This is a genomic window from Mangrovactinospora gilvigrisea (genome assembly GCF_001879105.1).
Lineage (GTDB): Bacteria > Actinomycetota > Actinomycetes > Streptomycetales > Streptomycetaceae > Mangrovactinospora > Mangrovactinospora gilvigrisea.
Window position 1 is genome coordinate 1 of the sequence record NZ_MLCF01000067.1, and the last position, 17838, is coordinate 17838.

19 protein-coding genes are annotated in these 17838 nt (G+C 72.4%); 15 read left to right on the forward strand and 4 right to left on the reverse strand.

Translation table 11 applies throughout. The features are described from left to right. The first annotated feature begins 395 nt into the window (after positions 1–395). From BIV57_RS13485 to BIV57_RS13505, 5 genes are read left to right on the forward strand one after another with little or no spacing between them, the layout of a single operon-like run. On the forward strand, positions 396–1229 hold the full coding sequence (locus tag BIV57_RS13485; protein WP_071657018.1) for a recombinase family protein: 834 nt from the start codon (positions 396–398) through the stop codon (positions 1227–1229). Then, positions 1226–1714, forward strand: a complete 489-nt coding sequence (locus BIV57_RS13490) for a hypothetical protein (protein ID WP_139275649.1) — start codon at positions 1226–1228, stop codon at positions 1712–1714. Before BIV57_RS13485 ends, BIV57_RS13490 begins: the two co-directional genes overlap by 4 nt. 53 nt (positions 1715–1767) lie before the next feature. Further along, positions 1768–2433 carry a hypothetical protein gene (locus BIV57_RS13495; RefSeq protein ID WP_139275651.1) on the forward strand — a complete coding sequence of 222 codons (666 nt, stop codon included), beginning with the start codon at positions 1768–1770 and terminating at the stop codon, positions 2431–2433. Further along, positions 2417–3181, forward strand: a complete 765-nt coding sequence (locus BIV57_RS13500; protein ID WP_139275652.1) for a hypothetical protein — start codon at positions 2417–2419, stop codon at positions 3179–3181. The genes BIV57_RS13495 and BIV57_RS13500 overlap by 17 nt, the downstream gene beginning before the upstream one ends. Beyond that, positions 3178–3648, forward strand: a complete 471-nt coding sequence (locus BIV57_RS13505) for a hypothetical protein (protein WP_071657022.1) — start codon at positions 3178–3180, stop codon at positions 3646–3648. The genes BIV57_RS13500 and BIV57_RS13505 overlap by 4 nt, the downstream gene beginning before the upstream one ends. Positions 3649–3734: 86 nt before the next feature. Here the strand turns inward: BIV57_RS13505 and BIV57_RS13510 are convergent, their stop codons facing one another. Together BIV57_RS13510 and BIV57_RS13515 are read right to left on the reverse strand one after the other, a co-directional pair. Then, positions 3735–4673 (reverse strand): FAD-dependent oxidoreductase, encoded by a 939-nt coding sequence (locus BIV57_RS13510; RefSeq protein ID WP_071657023.1) that lies wholly within the window; start codon positions 4671–4673, stop codon positions 3735–3737. Positions 4674–4682: 9 nt separating this feature from the next. Then, complete coding sequence (locus BIV57_RS13515; RefSeq protein ID WP_071657024.1) at positions 4683–6047, reverse strand: NsdA family TPR-like regulatory protein; 1365 nt, start codon at positions 6045–6047, stop codon at positions 4683–4685. 258 nt (positions 6048–6305) lie between these two features. On the opposite strand from BIV57_RS13515, the gene BIV57_RS13520 reads away from it, so the two are divergent. The 10 genes from BIV57_RS13520 to BIV57_RS13565 all read left to right on the forward strand — a co-directional run bounded on the left by BIV57_RS13520 (position 6306) and on the right by BIV57_RS13565 (position 15760). After that, positions 6306–6794 carry a phosphoribosyltransferase gene (locus BIV57_RS13520; RefSeq protein ID WP_071657025.1) on the forward strand — a complete coding sequence of 163 codons (489 nt, stop codon included), beginning with the start codon at positions 6306–6308 and terminating at the stop codon, positions 6792–6794. Continuing rightward, on the forward strand, positions 6794–7330 hold the full coding sequence (locus BIV57_RS13525; RefSeq protein ID WP_071657026.1) for a hypothetical protein: 537 nt from the start codon (positions 6794–6796) through the stop codon (positions 7328–7330). Before BIV57_RS13520 ends, BIV57_RS13525 begins: the two co-directional genes overlap by 1 nt. 144 nt (positions 7331–7474) lie before the next feature. Beyond that, the gene (locus BIV57_RS13530) at positions 7475–8488 is read left to right on the forward strand and encodes a hypothetical protein (RefSeq protein ID WP_071657027.1); all 1014 of its coding nucleotides are present in this window, start codon (positions 7475–7477) and stop codon (positions 8486–8488) included. A gap of 111 nt (positions 8489–8599) precedes the next feature. Continuing rightward, positions 8600–10105, forward strand: coding sequence for an amino acid permease (locus BIV57_RS13535; RefSeq protein WP_071657028.1), 1506 nt, complete (start codon positions 8600–8602; stop codon positions 10103–10105). Beyond that, entirely contained in the window at positions 10105–11490 is a 1386-nt protein-coding gene (locus BIV57_RS13540; protein WP_071657029.1) for a glutamine synthetase family protein, read from the forward strand. Before BIV57_RS13535 ends, BIV57_RS13540 begins: the two co-directional genes overlap by 1 nt. Before the next feature lie 199 nt (positions 11491–11689). Next, on the forward strand, positions 11690–12523 hold the full coding sequence (locus BIV57_RS13545) for an SAM-dependent methyltransferase (RefSeq protein WP_071657030.1): 834 nt from the start codon (positions 11690–11692) through the stop codon (positions 12521–12523). Between the two features lie 6 nt (positions 12524–12529). Then, on the forward strand, positions 12530–12751 hold the full coding sequence (locus BIV57_RS13550) for a hypothetical protein (RefSeq protein ID WP_071657031.1): 222 nt from the start codon (positions 12530–12532) through the stop codon (positions 12749–12751). Positions 12752–12781: 30 nt separating this feature from the next. Continuing rightward, on the forward strand, positions 12782–13636 hold the full coding sequence (locus BIV57_RS13555) for a hypothetical protein (protein ID WP_071657032.1): 855 nt from the start codon (positions 12782–12784) through the stop codon (positions 13634–13636). 185 nt (positions 13637–13821) lie between these two features. After that, on the forward strand, positions 13822–14799 hold the full coding sequence (locus tag BIV57_RS13560; protein ID WP_265736993.1) for an aldo/keto reductase: 978 nt from the start codon (positions 13822–13824) through the stop codon (positions 14797–14799). Positions 14800–14914: 115 nt separating this feature from the next. After that, a complete protein-coding gene (locus BIV57_RS13565; RefSeq protein ID WP_071657034.1) occupies positions 14915–15760 on the forward strand; it encodes a hypothetical protein in 846 nt (281 codons plus the stop codon). Positions 15761–16113: 353 nt separating this feature from the next. Here BIV57_RS13565 and BIV57_RS13570 read toward each other — a convergent pair whose 3' ends face one another. Both BIV57_RS13570 and BIV57_RS13575 read right to left on the reverse strand, forming a co-directional pair. After that, positions 16114–16608 (reverse strand): hypothetical protein, encoded by a 495-nt coding sequence (locus BIV57_RS13570; protein WP_071657035.1) that lies wholly within the window; start codon positions 16606–16608, stop codon positions 16114–16116. Beyond that, entirely contained in the window at positions 16608–17696 is a 1089-nt protein-coding gene (locus tag BIV57_RS13575) for a DUF2637 domain-containing protein (protein ID WP_071657036.1), read from the reverse strand. The genes BIV57_RS13570 and BIV57_RS13575 overlap by 1 nt, the downstream gene beginning before the upstream one ends. Between the last annotated feature and the right edge of the window lie 142 nt (positions 17697–17838).

The following is a 17838-nucleotide window of genomic DNA, read 5'->3' on the forward strand; positions in this document are numbered from 1 at the left end:
CGGCCAAGGCGCTCCTTGCGCTTGCTGCTCTGCGGACTGCCTCCCGCCATCACGCCTCCTCGCCCGAGTGCATTCACTGTCAGTCTGCCGTGCCGTCGCGGCAAGAGATCTGCGAATCGCACTTTTCGGAGTCAGGGATATGCGATCCTGCCGCTATCAGCAATCAGACCGGTCTGAATTGCCCAGTGCGATCACTGGAGATCGCGCCATCGCGTGGAGGTCCTGATGCAGCGTCGGCTCCCGACACACCTCAGCGCGCCGCCACCGCACCGCACCCCTGGCCCAGGGGGCATCGCCGCAGCACCCGCGCGCAGCACGCCACCGGAAGGGGACCGTCTTCGCGGTGGCTCGCCCGCCCGCCCCGCTGACGGCAACGGCGCTCGGGAGGCCCGGCGATGACGGCGCCGGTTGCGCACCGCGAGCCGCTGCTGGCCCATGCCGCCGGCCACGCCCGGATGGTGGCGGCCCGCTCCTGGGACCGAGACGGCGTCGCCTGCGTGCGCGTGGGCGAGACGGTCGATGTCCTGCGGGTGAGCCGCGAGGTCTGCCGAAGCGTCGTGGCCGGCCTGCGCTGGCGGGCCGCCGCCTACCACGAGCCGCACACCCAGCTGTTCGTTCTCCTGCTGCCGCCGGGCTCGCTGGCCACCTGGGCCGCCAGCCCCGGCCTGCAGATCGCCGAACTGCATCCGCTGGTGTTGGCCCCCGAACCGGGGAGCGAGGTGTACCTGCCCGACCCGGCCCCGCGCGAGCACAGCCCGTGGCTGACCCCCGCACCGGTCCTCACCAACCCGACCGCGGCGCGGGCCCAGCTGCTGGCCGCACTCCGCCCGGCCGCCGAACTGCCCGGCGCCCTGGGGGCCTTGGCCGGCCGAGCCTATCGCCGGCACGCGCCGCAGCGCGCGGTCCGCGTCGCCCTGTATGCGCGCACCACCCCGTCCGGGCCGGTGGAGCACTACCTGGAGGACTGCCGCCGCCACGCAGCCGGCCACGGCTGGCGGGTGGCCGGCGAGTACGTCGACCGCATCCCGCACGGCTTGCTCGACCAGCCGCGCTTGAACGACGTACTGGCCCACATCGAGGCAGCGGGCTGCCACCGGGTGGACGGCCTGCTCACCTGCGACACCTGGGCGGTCACCGCCAGCCCGATCACCTGCGCCCGCATCCGGCACCGCATCACCGCCGCAGGCGCGTTCTGGAGCACCACCGCGAAAGTGGGGGAGCCGAGATGAGCCCCGCACTGCTGCCGCCGCGACCCTCCGCTGACACCCCGGGAGCCGGGAACGGCGAGCTGTGCACCCGATGCTGCGCCATGCCGGGCGAGGCGAACCCCGAGGCTGCCAGCAATTTCACCCTGGCCGCCTTGCACGGACGCCGCGGGAAGACGGCCGCAGCAACGGTCGCCGCGCTCCTGGCCCGGCACACCGCGCTGCGCCACCCCCACCGCCCCGCTCGCCTGGAGCTGGCCATCGGCGCGGACTTCGTGCGCATCACCATCGATGCCGCTCTGCCCGCGGCCACCACCGACCAGGCCGAACTGCGCCGCACGTTGACCGAGGCCGGCGAGCTTTCGCGACGGCTCGGCTACGCCGACAACAACACCACCCACCGCGCCCGCGTGTGGGCCGAGGTACGCATCGCCCGCCCCGCGCGCCGAGCACCGCACCCCCGCGCTGCCACGAGCGCCCCGAACTCCCCTGGATCGAGCCAGCCGTGAGCCTCCAGTTAGACGCCCACCACCCGGGAACCCCGCTGCGCAGCGTCCGGCTCATGGTCGACGCCGGGATCGTGGCGATCACCGGCCTGCGAACCATCCCCGAGGCCCACGCCTTCGCCGCCGAGGCGATGGCGGAATACGCCCCGATGCCGGTTGTCCCCGGGCCGACCGGGCCCCGCCCCCACCGGCGGTTCACGACCGCCGCGCCGCACCGCGCCAAGCCGCCCCAGCTGATGCTCCTGGCTCAACTGGGCATCGCAATGCAGCCCGCAGTCTTCGCGCTTGCCGATGCCCGCCGCGCCCTGCTGCACCTGAACTACCGCCAGCCGTGGTCTCTGGAGCTGCTGACCGACCCGGACCGCTGGCTCCGCCCTGACCTCGGCGGGCCCATCGTGACCGCGCCGGCGCACCAACGCGCCCTGCTGCGCCTTCCCGCCATGGCCCCGACCGATCTCACGCCGTCCGAGCGGGTGGTGCTCACCTGCCTGCGGCGTGAACTGGGTCGCCGCAAGCGCGCCCTCGCGCTGCCCCCGGGCCACGCCCTCTTGATCGACAACCACCGCTATCCGACCGCGACGGTCACCGGCCAGCTGGCCACCGTCGCGGTCGTTGCCGGCGACCGGAACGAGGACGGCATCGAACCCGGTTTCCCGTTCCCTTCCTCCCTCCTTCGCTCGACACCCACATCCCCCGGAGATCGTGATGAGCTCATTGATTGAGGACCACCAGCTGGCCCGCGGCCAGCACTTCGGCGCCCAGGCCGTCGAGCAGCTCCGGATCCACGGCCTGGTGACCGTGCCCCGCGTGCGCGGGCGCAGTGCGGAGATGCAGCGCCGACTGGCCGGCGCGGTGCTCACCTCGCTTTCCGGTCTGGGCGACCCGACCGAACTGGTGCCGATCGACCGGGGCGATCCGATCGGCCTGCGCAGCTACCAGGCTCACCTGCCGATACCGCCGCGGATTCTGGTCGTCACCCATGCCGCCAGGACCGAGGCGCCGATTGCCTGCCGCGTGCTGGACGGGGCCGCCCTGATAGCGCACCTGAAGCGCACCTGTCCCGGCGCAGCCAACTCCTTGGCCCGGCCCGGCAGCGCGAAGTTCCGCCACCTCCCGACCACGACGCCGTGCCGCACCGTGCTGACCTATCCGGGGCCGGCGCACTATTCGGCGATCATCACGCCGATGGCCTCCCGGCGTGCAGTGTTCCGCCTGGAGGAAGCAGCCCGGATGGACCTCAGCCCCGCTGTGCAGGGGCATCTGGCGGCGGTGGAGGACGCCATCTGCGAGGTGCAGGAGGACGTGGAGGTGATGCCCGGCCAATCGATGATCGTCGACAACCACCGCTGGGCCCTCGGACCCCTGGCCAAAGGGCTTGCGGTGCTCGCCGGTGTGCAGCGCACCCTCGGCGTCGGCGCGCTGCTGCCGTTCACGCCGTATCGGCCAAACTCCCTGGAGGCCCGGCGGTGAACCAACACCTGGCCGCTCGGGCGGTGAACTGGCGGGAGTTCCTGCGGTTGCTGCAGGCCGCCGACCGCAGCTACAGCACGAGCAGCGGGCTGGTGGCGCTGCGGGTGGGCGACGTCTTCAGCGGAGTCTCGCTGCCGGCCGAGTTCTTCCACCCAGTGATCAAGCGCTTGCAGGGGCGGCGCGAGCCCATCGGGCCCGTGCTCAACGACGCGGCCGCGCATGCCGTGGTGTTCTTGCTGGCGGCGCGCGCCGCCGAACGCCTGGCCTGGCCCGCAGCCGCCGGGGTCCGGGTCCTTGCCGCGAATGAGGTCGTGCTGTGCCCGCCGCCCGGGTTCACCGTGCGGGGCCGCGACTGGCTGGTGCCGCCTGGCGGCCTGTCGGCCACCGACCCGGCGGTGCTGCATCAGGTCCTGGCCGCCGTTGTCGGTGACCACCGGAGCCAGACGCCCGGCTGGCCCCAACCATGAGGCTCGCGACGCCAAGTCGCGGCGGTGAGTGCGACCACGATGCCCGTCTCGGCGGGGTGCCGAATGGGCTGGTCCACACGGGCTGCTCAGGTTTGGAGGAGTGCCCGGACGTGCTCGGCGCAGCCCCAGGACAGGGTGACGCCGGCGCCGCCGTGTCCGTAGTTGTGCACGATCTTGCCTTCGCGTTCGACGCGAACGGTGGGGCGGGTGGGGCGCAGCCCGATCCGATGCTCAAGGATCGGTGCCCCGGCCAGTCGGGGTTCGACGGCGATGCAACGCTCCAGGATGGCCTTGGCTGCCGCCGGATCGCCGGCGGTGTCGGCGCTGCCGTCGATGGCGGTGCCGCCCAGTACCACGGTGTCGCGGTGCGGGTAGATGCACAGCAGGTCGGGCGAGGTGCCGGTGTCCTCCTCGAAGAAGTCGATCAGGCCGGGGTTGGCGACCACGACGTGCTGGCCGCGGATCGGGCGCACGGTCGGGTCGTCGGCCAGCGTGCGGGCGCCCATCCCGGTGCAGTTGACGATCGACTCGGCCTGGGCGGCGGGGTCGGCGAGGCCGCTGACGGTGTCGCGGACCAGCACCGCGCCGGCATCGGCCGCTCGTTTGGCGAGGTAGCGCAGGTAGCGGGGCATATCGATCAGCGGTGTGGTGTAACGGTGCCCTCTGGCGAAGCCGGCGGGCAGTTCCTCGGTCCGAAGGGGCCGAAATCCGGGGAGCGTACGCGCCCAGGCGGGCGCGGTGGACACGCCGCGCGAGGCGTCCGTGCCGGAGGCCAGGCGTACTCCGCTGCCGGGAGCGGCGGTGGCCAGGTCGGTGAACACCGCAAGGGAGTGGCTGCTCCACCTGGCGACCTGGTCGGCGGGCTCGACCAGGTAGGGGCCCCAACTGGCCCCGGCCGCGGCCGAGGTGGCACCGGGAAACTTCGCGGCCACGACGGTGACGGGACGGCCGGCCTCGGCGAGCACGACGGCGGTGGTCAGGCCGATGACGCCGGCTCCGAGGACGATCACGCGGCTGGGGCTCATGCCGGGACGCTAACGCGCGGGATGCTGCCGGTGGTAGAGGTCGAGCGCGCGGCCGAGGCGGGGGGCGAAGTCGGCGGCGAACGGGTTGCGTGTGCGGCGGGTCAACTCGTTGTGCAGTTGGGCCAGCAGACTGGCGCTTCGGGGCGAGTTGACCCTCTCCAAGCGGGCGAGGGCACCTTCGGCGGTGGCGCACGCGGCCTCCAGCTCGCCGGCGGCCAGCTGGCCGAGTGCCAGCCACGCTCCTTCGTACAGGGCGCGCCGCTGGCCGTAGGTGGTGGGGCCGATGTTGTGGGCGCCGGTGGCCAGCAGTGCGGTACCTCGCCTGAGGGCGCGGCGGGCGGCCGCGGGCCGTGCTCCGTCGTGCAGTTGGGCCCGGCCGAGGCAGATCAGGGCGTAGCCGGTTTGGGCGTTGAGGTGGCTCGGGGACAGGTAGTACATCCACCGTGGCTCAACCTGCTGCTGCGGCGGCGCATCGAGCAGGGTGCGGGCCTGGTCGGCGGCGCGGGCGGATCGTTCGGCGGCGTCGTTCAGCGCGCGGGCGTCGGCGGCATGGTTGCGGCTGGCGGCCTGGAAGGCCAGGTCGGCAAGGATGTGGGCGGCCAGGGCGCGATCCGCGACGGCGTCGGCAGCGTGCAGCGCGGAGATGAAGTAGCGCTGGGCCAGTCCGTGCCGGTCGGCGTCGAAGGCCATCCATCCGGCGAGCTGGCCGATCTCGGCGAGGGCCTGGATGAGGCGGGTCTCGATGTGCGGTCGGTGACCGCCGTCTTTGATCAGCAGGGCGACGGCGCGCATCTGCGCGCCGACGTAGGGAAGGTGGCGGGCGCCGCCCTGCTCGTCATCCAGTTGCTGCAGCAGCGGCAGGGCGGCTTCGACCTGGTCCACCAGGGGGCCGGCGGCGGGCAGGTCGGGATGTGCCCCTGTTCGGCCGCGGGGGGCGGGCACGGTGGCGTCGAGGTAGACGGCGACGGCGGCCAGCAGGCCGGCACCGGTCGCGGCCAGCACGGTGTGCCGGTCGGTCAATGCCTCGGCCACCCAGGTCTCCACGATGTGGTCCAGCCCGTCTCGGGTGAACGGCTGCACCAGGCCGTCCGCAGCCTCCGGCAGCCGTCGGATCGCCTCGCGGTCGCGACCCCACAGGTCGCGTGCGAGCACCGTCCGGCCCAGGTGGTCGCCCAGCAGGCGCGCGGTCAGGTCCGGCAGCGGAGGGCGGGGGACGGCTCCGGCGTCGCGCCAGTGATAGGGGGCGGTCTCCGCAACGGTCCCGGCCCCCAGCACCGCATTGATCTTTCGGGCCAGTCGGCCGGGACTCCAACCGGCCTCGGCCAGCAGCTGCGCCAGCAGCAGGTTCGGCTCGCGCACGCGACGCGGCGCCATAGCGACCCCTTCCTGCTGAGGCTGCGTCAATGCCCCTCAGTCTGCCTGCGTGTTTCAGCCGAATGCGCAGGTTCGCGGGAAGTTGAGGAAGTTGAGCGATCCATCCCCTACAGGCCCGGCCGCAGCCCCGGTGGGCTTGCAGCCGTGAGCACAAGGCGTCGCACAGCACCCGCCCATGGACTTCCCCTCGGACCGGAGGGCCGGAAGCCGAACGGCCGGCACGATGCAGGCCAAGTCGGCGGGGTGAGCCTGCCGCATATGGAGGAAATGGCCGCGGAACTGGCCCTACGCATCGCAGCGGACGGTCAGCCGTCGCTCGTGGTCGGGGTGTTGCGCCATGGCATGGTTCCGGCCGTACTGATCGCTGACCGGCTGGCCGTCGCCGGGGTCCGAGCGTTCGACCCCGGGCAGCTGGACCCCACCACCCCTGAGGCCGATGAGCCTCCGGCCTACCGCGAACTACGCAACCTCGGCGCGGTGGGCCCCGTCCCGGACGCCGACGTCCTGGTCATCGCCTGGACCGATCCGGAGGGACACGCACTGGCTGCGGCCCGCCGCACCCTGGAGGCCGCCGGGGCGCGCCGCGTGCGCACCGCCGTATGCCTGGGGCCGCCCCCACCCGACAGTGTGGACATCGGTCCAGCGACTCCTGTCTCCCCGTCTTCCCCCACCGGTCTGGATCCGGCGCGATCCAGGCCGGGCGACCACGCCGCCGCCGACCGCAGCCCCGAAAGCGAGGAGGGGTGATGAACACCCGCCGATACTGCGCCTCCAACCGTCCCGATCCGATCGCCAACGCGCTGCGATGGCTTGCCGCCACCAGCACGCTGCCGGCCCTGGTGCTGGAGGACTTCGCCAACTCCGGCCAGTCCCCGCTGGTCGTCGGCACCCTGTTCGACGTCCTCAAGGTGCCCGCCCCGGTCGGGACGCGGGTGCTGGAGCAGCTGCAGCAGCGCGAGGCGGCCATGGGACCGCTCCTGGCCGACAGCGACACCGGCTCGGTCTACATCCTCATCCCACCCGGGACCGCCGGATCGTGGCAGGCGGGCGGCAGCGCCTACGACCGGGCGGCGGCCACCACCCTGCTGGTGCCGATACCCGGCACCACCCGCTCCGGCCGGCACTGGCTCAACCCACCAGACGGCAGCGGCGAACTGACCGACCCTGACCTGCTCGCCGAGATCGTCGCCGCGCTGCTCCAAGACGCCGAGCCCGCGGATCCCGGCGCCGCGCTGCCCGCCAGCATCCACCCGCTGGCCCGCGACACCGTGAAGGAGGCGTGATCGCCCATGGCCGCTCCAGATCTCGCTCCCGCCGCATGCGCACCGGACAGCCGGCCGGCCGTGGGCCGCTTCGCAGCCGGCCTGCTCCCGCATCGGGTTGGCGGCCGACCCCGATTCCAACATCCCCTTCGACAAGGACCTTTGATGGCGCCGACGAGACCCGCGCATCAGCCCGGCTCCGAGCAGCGGGTGCTGTTCGACCCGGCCGGCCCCGATGCGGCACTACGCGCGGCGCTGGCCGAAGCCGCCGTCGGACACTGGGTGCTGACGCGGGACCTGCTGGCCGCCACCGGAACCGACTGGGGACTGCGGGCCTCCCGCACTCAGGTGCTGGCCGCCGCCGCGCGCCGCACCGACCTGGTCGCCTCCTGGCTCGCCGAAGAACCCCACAACCCCGACGCGCAGGTGATGGCGATGCGGGTGGCCGCCGAGCGGGCCGTTTCCTTCCACCGGATGCAGCACATCGACGCCCCCCGGCTGCGCGCGGAGGCAGAGCAGGCCGCCTGGGCGATCGTGCAGCGCATGCCGAGTGATCCGCTGCCCTATATCTGCCTGCTCACGCTGGCCCAGCTCGATCCCGGGCAGCCCGAGCATCAGCATTCCGGCCCCGATCAGCTGCTGCCCGCAGGCCCCTGGCGGCTGCTGAACGAAGCGCACGCGCGGGACCCGTTCAACCGCGAGGCGTACATCAGGATGTTCCAGTTCTGGTCCAGCCGCTCCATGCCGGGTGCGGCCTACCAGTTCGCCCAATGGGCCGCCGAGGTTGCCCTGCCCGGAACGGCTCCGCTGGTCCTGCCCCTGTATGGGCATGTCGCCTCCGAACAGCACGGCTCCCGGCCCGGGGTGGCGGACCTGTCCCGCTCGCACTGGCGCGGCGCCTGGCAGGTGCGCGCGGATACCGACCGGGCCCTGAATCAGTGGTTCGCCTACGGCCGAACCCGGTCGATCGCGGACCTGTCGCACCTGGCCTACGCCCTGACCCGCGCCGACCGCCTGGCCGAGGCGGCGCGGGTGTTCGCCGCGATGGGGCCCTATGCGCACTCCCAGCCCTGGGCCCAGCTGGCTCCCCGCCCGGAACTGATCGCGGACGAGATCAGCCGAGCCCGCGAGCAGGCGTATAGCGCCGCCGAGGCCGCCGACGGGCAGCAGCAGTGGTGACCGGGCCTGGTGCCGCCCGCGGACCCCCGCTCAACGCCGGACCTCAGGCGCATCCCACGGCGCCATCTCTGTCCCCGCACGACTTTCTCCTGCACGGAGGTATCCGTTTCGATGTCCCGTCCCTACGAGTCCGCCTCGGCGAAGTCCGAGGAGCAGTACTTAAGAGAACTCGGCTACAAGCAGGTCCTCGACCGCCGGATGGGCGGCTTCGGGAACTTCGCCATCTCCTTCTCCGTGATCAGCGTCATCTCCGGCTGCATGCAGCTGTTCGGCTTCGGGCTGACCACCGGCGGCCCCGCGGTGATGATGTGGGGCTGGGTGCTGGTCGGCGCCATGGTCCTCACCATCGGCGCCTCCCTGGCCGAAGTCACATCCGCCTATCCCACCAGCGGCGGCCTGTACTACATGGCCGACCGACTCGGCGGCAAAGCCGCCGGCTGGTACACCGGCTGGCTCAACCTCCTCGGCCTGCTCGGCGGCATCGCCAGCATCGACTTCGGCGCCGCGACCTTCGTCAGCGCCTTCGCCCAGATCCAGTGGGACCTCACCCCCGCGCCGGGGCGCACCTTCGCGCTGTTCGCTGCCATCCTGCTGCTGCACGTCCTGATCAACCTGACCGGCATCCGTATCACGACGATCCTCAACAGCATCAGCGTGTGGTGGCACCTGTTCGGGGTCCTCATCATCGTCTTCCTGCTCGCCGTCATCCCCGCCCACCACCGCTCTCCCGGCTTCGTGTTCGCCCACACCGTCAACGGCACCGGCTGGCACAACAACCTCTACGTCGCCTGCTTGGGATTGCTCTTGGCGCAGTACACGTTCTGCGGCTACGACGCCTCCGCGCACCTGTCGGAGGAGACCACCAACGCCCGCCGCGAGGCCGCCCGCGGCATCGTCCGCAGCATCTGGGTCTCCTGGATCGCCGGGTTCGCGCTGCTGGCCGGGCTGTTGTTCGCCCTCCAGGACTACACCGGCACCGTGGGCAGCTCAACGGGGGTGCCGCCGGCGCAGATCTTCCTGGACGCACTCGGCGCCACCGGCGCGAAACTGCTGCTGCTCGTAGTGATCGCGGCCATGCTGTTCTGCGGGAACGCCGAGACCGCCGCCACCGCGAGGATGATCTTCGCGTTCTCGAGGGACGGCGCCCTACCGGGCAGCGGCTTCTGGCACCACGTCAGCCCGCGCACCAAGACCCCCACCCGGGCGGTCTGGCTGGGCTGCACCGTGGCCGCGGTGCTCGCCCTGCCTGCCCTGTGGTCGACGACCGCCTACGGCGCCGTGACCGCGATCAACGTGCTCGGTATGACACCGGCCTACATCATCCCCGTCATCCTGCGCCGGCGGGCAGGCCGCCGGTTCCAGGCGGGGCCGTGGTCGCTGGGCCGCTGGTCGGCGCCGATCAACATCATTGCGATCTGCTGGGTGGTGGTCGTCACCGTGCTGTTCTGCCTGCCGCAGAGCTCCCCGGTGACGCCGAAGTCGTTCAACTACGCGCCGATCGCCCTGGCCGCAGCCCTGCTGCTCGCGGTGGTGATGTGGCTGGTCACCGGCCGCCGCACCTACGCCCTGCCGGCCGCCAAGGCGGAGGATCCGATGGCTGTCGAGGAGGTCGTGTGATGGCCGAGTCCCCGCGCGCCCGCTACGGCGGCACCTTCGTGGAGGATCTGGACGCCCTGATCAGCAACGAACGCATCGACACGGTGCTGCTGGCCGTCCCGGACGTCTTCGGCCGGCTCAAGGGCAAGCTGTTCGACGCGACCGACTTCGCCGCCCACGAGTTCACGGGCACGGCCGAGGCCTGCGCGTATCTGCTGTCGACCGACCTGGACATGGCTCCGGGCCACGACGTGGCGTTCGCCTCCTGGAGCACCGGCTACGGCGACATGGTGCTGCGCGCGGACCGCGAAGCCGTCACCGCGCTGTCGTGGATGCCGCACACCGCGCTGGTGTTCGCCGACCCCGTGCGGGCCGATGGGTCGCTTCTGGAAGTGGCGCCGCGTCAGATCCTGCGCGAGCAGCTCGCGCTGCTCGCCGCTGAGCACGGCCTGATCCCCTCGGTCGGGTTGGAGATCGAGTTCACCTGCTACCGCGGCACCTACGAGCAGAACGCCGAGCACGGCTTCGGGCATCTGGTGCCGGCGGCCCGTCACAACCTGGACTATTCCCTCGACCACCCGCCGGAGATTTCGGCGTTCGTGCGTCGGCTGCGCCGGCATCTGGGCGACACCGGGCTGCCCTGGGAGTCACTCAAGACCGAGGCCGCACTGGGGCAGGTCGAGGTTGCCCTGCGGCACGGGGACGCAGTGGCGGCCTGTGATGCGCTGCTGCTGCTCAAGCACGCGGTGCGCACCCTAGGTCCCCAGCTCGGACTCAGCCCGACCTTCATGGCCGCGCCGCAGACCGGCGTCGGCTCCGGCCTGCACCTGCACCTGTCGCTGACCCGCCACGGCCAACCCGACCATCCCGTGCTCGCGGACACGGACGGGGAGCTGTCGGACCAGGCACTTCAGGCGATCACGGGTCTGCTGGAGATCCTGCCGGAGACCGGTCCGCTGTGGGCCCCAACCCCCAACTCCTACAAGCGCCTTGTCCCAGACAGCTTCGCCCCGACCGCCGCCTCGTGGGGAATGGACAACCGCACCTGCGCGATCCGCATCGCCGGGCACGGCCCGAACCGGCACCTGGAGATCCGCACCGCCGGCGCGGACGCCAACCCCTATCTCGCGCTCGCCGCCGTCCTGGCGGGCATCCGCTACGGGCTGATGGGTCCGGCCAAGCCGCCCCCGCCGGTCCAGGGCAACGCCTACACCGATGCCGCGCTCGCGCCGCTGCCCGGGAGCCTGGCGGAGGCGCTGGCGCGGATGCGCCAGGAGACGACGCCCCGGGACCTGCTCGGACGGCACGTGATCGGACACCTCGTCCAGGTCGCCCAGACCGAACTCGATGCCCTCACCGGCCAGGTGAGCGACGTGGAGCGGCTCCGGTACTTCGACCGCATCTGACCCACCACCAGACGGGGAGCCCGCCCCACCGCGGGCTCCCCCTCCAGACGGCGGTCCGTCGCCCTCGACCATCGACGGCCCGCCCCCTCGGGGCCGCCGGCCCCTTGCCGGTTCCATCACCGGCTCCCCCCACAGGGGCCGGCGGCCCCACTCCCACCAACCCTCACCGCACGACGACGACTTCGAAGGACGTTTCCCGATGAGCTGGCCTCCCTACGACCAACCCGCGATCACGCCGACCGACCTGCACACCGACCGGGCCCATCCGGCGCGGATCTACGACTACGTGATCGGCGGCAAGACCCACTTTGCCGCCGACCGCGCCGCCGCGGAGAAGATGCTTCAGGCCTGGCCGGCCCTGCGGTCCTCGATGCGCGCCAACCGGGCCTTCATGCACCGCGCCACCCGCTGGCTGGTCCGCCACGGCATCCACCAGCTGCTGGACATCGGCACCGGCATCCCCACCAGCCCCAACGTCCACGAAGTCGCCCAAACCCTGTACCCGAAGGCGCGGGTGGTCTACTCCGACAACGACCCCATCGTGCTGGCCCACGCCCGCGCCCTGCTGCGCGGCACGCCCGAGGGCCGCGTCGACTACGTCCAGGCCGACATGAGGCTCCTGCCGGAGCTGCTGGCCGCCCCCTCGGTCCGGCAGACCCTGGATCTGACCCGGCCGGTAGGGGTGCTGCTTCTCGCCGTGCTGCAGTTCGTGAACGAGCAACAGGCCCGCGACATCCTGCGCGGCCTGGTGCAGGCGCTACCACCCAAGAGCTACGTCGCCGTGACCCTGCCGACCGCCGACTCCGCCGGAGCCGCGGCCGATCGGGTGGCCGGCCACTACACCGAGGCCGGGATACCGGTGGTGATGCGCACCGCCGCCCAAGTCGCCGACCTGCTGACCCGATCGGGTCTGGACATCGCCCCACCCGGCATCAAGCTGGTGCACCGCTGGAACCCCGCCCCCGACGCCAACACGGCCGAGGCCGACGACGCCGTGGTGGCGATGTACGGAGGGGTCGGCCTCAAGCCGTAGCCGCTGATGATCTGCCACTACCTGTTCATGCGCGTGGTCGTGCCGGGTTTCTTCGCCGTCGCGATCCTCAACGCCCGCCGCCAGGCCCGCCGCGCCCAGGCCCACGACCCGGACGCTTCGCGCTCACCGGACGCGGCACGGCGCCACGCCACCCTCGGCTGCGCCGGCCTCGGCAGCCTGGCCGGGCTGCTGTGCATCCTCGCCGGCCTGATCACCCACCTGCCCTGATCTCCCCTCACGCCGAAAGAGCCTCATCCGATGACCCTCGTGCTGCTCACCGACCACCCCGGCTGGGACACGCCTGCCGAAGGGGATACCGAGCGTCTGCTCTTCTTCGACGGTCGGCTGCGGCTCTTGCAGTGGGACGGGGCGCACCTGCGCGACCGGATCTTGGACCAGACCCGGCAGAGCGATCCCCGCCTCAAGCCGACAGTCCCGCTGTTCCGCACCTCAGCGGCGCGGCTGCCCGCCCGTCTGCCGCAGCCCGTCCGCGACGCGCTCTCGGGACTCACCTGGGTGGTCCGGGTGCCCAACCCCAGCCTGTGGGACGCCATCACCGCTTCCCTGATCCGCACGGCCTGCCCGGCCCCCGTCACCGCCCGAGCGGCCTACCGCCTCTGGTGCCGCCTGTTCGGCGCGGTCCAGCTACCCGATGACACCCTCGCCCACTGCACCCCCGCGCCGGCCACCGTGCTACACCTGACGCCCCACGATGCGAACCGAGCCCGCCTTGAACGTCTCCTGGAACCGCTGCAGCTGGCAGCCCACCTCTACCTGCGCCGCGCCGGCTCGCTGGAGCGAATGACCGGCCACGCTCTGATCACCTGCCTGCGCCGCGACGGCGGGCTGGGCCACACCCCAGCGGCCTGGGCGGCCGCCGACTACAGCGGCGACCTGTCCGTCCACCCCCTCGACAGCCAACTGGCCGCCGCGATCCGCCGCCTTGACCCCACCTACGCCTGGCCGGCCGAGCCCCGTGCGCTCGCGACGGAGTGGACCGCCCTTGGCCCCACGCCGCGAGAGTTGAGTGCCCTGAACCTTTTTGCCCTCGCCGCCCACTCGACCGCAGGATCGGAGGGCACACCATGCGCGCACACCCCGAACCACCACTGACCGGGCCGCCCCCGGTCCACGCGCGGGTGCGTGCCGATCCGTGCGTGCGGTCGATGAACGACGTGGGCACCGCTCACCCGCTGTCGCCACCGGAGGCGGACGTTGATGCCCGCGCCGCCGCCGCGCACGGCCGGAGGATCTTGGCGGCGGGGCTGTCCTCGCACCCGTTGGGCCTTCGCTGCCGCATGCCCGGCTCTCCTCCTGGGGCGCCGCGTTGGGACGGGATTCTCGAGCGCAATGCCCTGGCCACGATGCAGCTCGCCTACGAACTGGGCGCCACCGTCCTTGACGTCGGCACCACCGCCGCCTCGCAGCGCCTGGCCGGCCACTTCCTCCGCAACGTCGTACGCGACCAGGTCGTGGTGGCCGCCACCATCCCCGCCACCCGAATGCTCAGCCCGGATGCGCACTGGGCACCCACCCCCTTCCGCCGCCGCCTCCACCGCTTCCTGACCACGCTGAACACCGACCACCTCGACATCCTCACCCTGAACGTCACCGACCTCGCCCACGCCGAACCCGCCCTGATCGGCGCCCAGTTGCAGGCCGTGCATCAGCAAGGGCTGTTCCAGCACCTCGCCCTCGCACTGCCCGAGTCCCCTCACCGACCGCCCCGGCCCAGCAGCCGCACGGCCATCCACGGACCCGCCCTGATCCACGCCTTGATCCACGCCGCGGCGCCCGCCTGCCTGGTCGCCGACTGCAACGCCCTCACCGCTCCCGGCCCGACCGGATGGGATCCGGTTGCCCTGGCGAGTGAGCACGGCCTCGCCCTCCTGGCCACTGATCCGCTGGCCCACGGCCTCCTGCTCGGCCGGGGCGCCCGTGCCCCGCAGACGGTGGTGACCGATGGCGGACACAAAGGAGTCCGGAGCGGCGGGCACGAGCGCGCGGAGACGATCAACCGCTACCTGCCGGCGATCCACCGCAGGTTCGGCATCTCCACCCAGGACCTGGCGCGCGCCTTCCTCCGCATGACGCTGCAGCGCCATCCGCGGGCCGTGGTGCTGTGCGACCTGACCGCCGACTGCGGGATGGAGTATGTCACCGACCTCGGCACCCCCCTCACCGACGACGACACCGCCTTCCTTGCCAGATGGAGCGCACGGCTGCGCCGCCGCCTGGCCGACCTGGGGCGCCCGACCACTACCGCGCCCTCGTGACCAGGTATGGGACCCCCGACCAAGGGGGAGCCGCTCCTGCCGGACGCCCCCGCACCGCGGTGGTCCCACCGAGACCTCGCACCCCCCCCGCCAACTGTGCCAAGGAGTAACCGCGATGACCGCGATCCCGCTGACCGTCGGCCAGCTGTACGCACACGTCTGCACTGAACGCGCCACTCGTCCCGTGCTGCTGATCGACACCTGCCTGTGGATGCGTGAAGAGGCAGACGACCGCTACTGGCCGACCGGCCCCGGCGCCGTGCCCACCGAGGGCGATGAAGACCACCACCAAGGTCCCCGCACCGGACTGCTGGTCATCGCCGCCAGCCAACACGCCGTCGGCGCCGAACGCACCGGCCTGGGCGCCTCCGTAGAGCTGCTCTTCCGGGACTTCGCGGAAGTGGCCCACACCCTGGTCGAAGAGATCCACCTTCACGATGAGGACCCGCCGGTGGAGGCCGCGCTGCTGGCGAGCCGACTCGGCCCGCGCCTGCACCTGGCCCTGCTGCACCCGGATGCGCTGGCCGACACCTGGCGTACCTACCGCGAGACCAGCGGCCCCGCGCTGCCCCCGCTCGCCGCCATACCGCCCAATGAGTCGGCCGCACTGGAGATCACCGACGGCACGCCGGCGGTGCTGCAGCCGATGGCGTTCGAGGTGGCGTGCCCGGACCATCCGTGGGGACCCCAGGCACCCCGGCTGGTGCTCTATCGCAACCGCGAGCACCAGGACCAGTGGGCGCTCGGTACTGCGGGTACGGGAGCAGCGTGGATGGAGCAGGTGTGGACCGGGAGGGAGTGGGTGCCGGCCAGCACTCCCTATCTGCAGTGGTGGTGGGCCAGCTACCAAGAAGTCTCCACCGAGGCAGCCCGTCTGGTCGGCGCCCCCGCCCGTTTGATGGGCCGCGGCACCCTGCCCGCTCCCCGTCGCCCGACCGCCCGTCGCGACGGCCTTCGGTGAGGACACCCGGAAGCTGTTGCGTATCGATCACCGCAGCCCGGGTGTTGGAGCACCCGTGACCACTCGCGCCCCCGAACCACCGCCGGTCCGCGGGTGCTGCCGCTATCGGGGTGGACGCCGAGCGGCGCCAGGCCGCCGACCGCGCCGGCATCGGTGCCCGCGCTCAGGCCGTCGCCGAGCTGACCGTCCACCTGGAGTCCGCCCATTCGCCCCACGAGCACCGCCGCCGATGGCACGAGGCGTCTGGTCACGGCGCCCCAGTGCATGGCGAAGCCACGGCTTGCCGCGAAGCGCCTGCGCCGGACCCGGACCATTCCACCGTGCGGTAGCCCGGCTGGATGGCCTGGCTGCTGCTAACGCACCGCCACACCTTGTGATGATGCGCCCAGGTGGCACGCGTCCGGGCCCGCCGAAGGCGGTGCGATGTCCGGCGCGTCCTCGTCCTGCTCCGCTGCCGAACCTTGCACCGATTCGGCGTGGGCCAGGAAGGCGCCTTCGGGCCCGTACAGCGCCGCGAGGACGATGGCAGCCGCCGCCGCGGCGGGCAGCTCCTCGAGCGTGCACCGCCCGACCACGCACTCCTGGATGATGCAGGTCAACTCCGGGCCCCATGGGCTGGTCGCGGGATCGCGCAGGGCGATGGCCTCCAGGCCGTCCAGCACCGCCTCGTGGTCCAACACAAACGGTGTGGTGCTGAGGGGATGGGCGATGGCCAACTGCCAGTTCGGAGGATTGCCGAGGGCCTCGGCGCGCCACTGCGTCTTCGGGTCAATGGCGGTGGGGCGCAGCCAGGGGAGGGCAGATACGCCGCGAGCAGCCATACGCTCGGTGGCGTTCGGGGTGAACATCACGAGGTCCTTTCGAGGGTGACGGTATCGGCGCAGATGGCGCCGTGGGCACGTTCGAAGTCCAGGAAGTAGCGGCGCGCGGTGCCCTCGCTCAGGTCGATGCGGTCGGCGAGTTCGCGCCGGGTCAAGAGCCGGTGGTTGCCCTGCCGCTCCAGGTACAGCTCCTCGGCGCGCTGCTTCTTGCTGCCCGGTCGGACCGCGCTCTCCTCGCCGTTGGCCGGCGGGGCGACGCGGGAGGCGTCGGCGGCCGCAGGGGATGGACCGGACGGTGGATGCGGCGCCCGCTCGGCGGTCTGGGCGCCGGCAGGGTCTGCGGCGCGGGGGAGCTGCTGCGGCGGCGCGCTCTCCTGCTCGATCGTCGGCAGCGGGTCGGCCGGGTTCTCGCAGGCGGGAGTGGAGTCGGGCTGCAGGAGCCCCAGGCGCAGCAGACGCAGCGGTCGCAGTTCGGCGACATCGGCGAGGTGCCTCCAGCGGCGGCCGTGGCGGTCGCGCAGTTCGGCGACGATCAGCGCGCGGCGCTGCTCGCGCTCGAGCGCGTCGGCGAGCGAGGTGATCTGCCACAACTGCATGCACCGCCAGATCCGCCAGGTCTGACGCGGCGCCAGCACCCAGCGGATCAGCCGGACCGCCTCGGGCCGGCCGGTGCCGCTGGCCGCCGCCAGGGCATGCCGTGCGGCCTCGACGACGATGACCGGGAGGATCGGCAGGACCGCGTGCATGGCGGTGCCGATGGGATCGGGCCAGTCCAGGGCGCCGTTGAGGACGACAGTGGCCACCGTCAGCAGCCAGGCGGTGTAGCGCAACGGCCGGTACGGCAGCTTCAGCCACGTCAAGACCACGTCCAGGCAGAGGATGACCGTCACCGCGACGTCCAGGGCCAGCGGATAGACCGTCGCGAACGCACCGAAGCCCTTCTGCACGGCCATGGCGCGCAGCGCGGTGTAGCTGCCGACCCCGCCGATCGCGGCGATGGCCAGCGCGCCGAGCCCCACCGTGGCCGCGGCGGCCGCCCGCCCGGCTCGCCAGCGGCCGGCTACGGTCGTGGCCGGCCGCGCCTGCGGGTCCTGGCGCCATGCGGTCACCGCCATCGGTCTGCACCTGCTTCCTGTTGCTGGGCCTTCACCCGCTACAGGTGTCGCCAACGCGCCCGGTGTGACATCGCAGCCCCAGGTTTTTTCTCCCGCCCCGTGCCGTGCCGCGACCTCGCGCCGCCTTCGCGCCCCCCTGGAG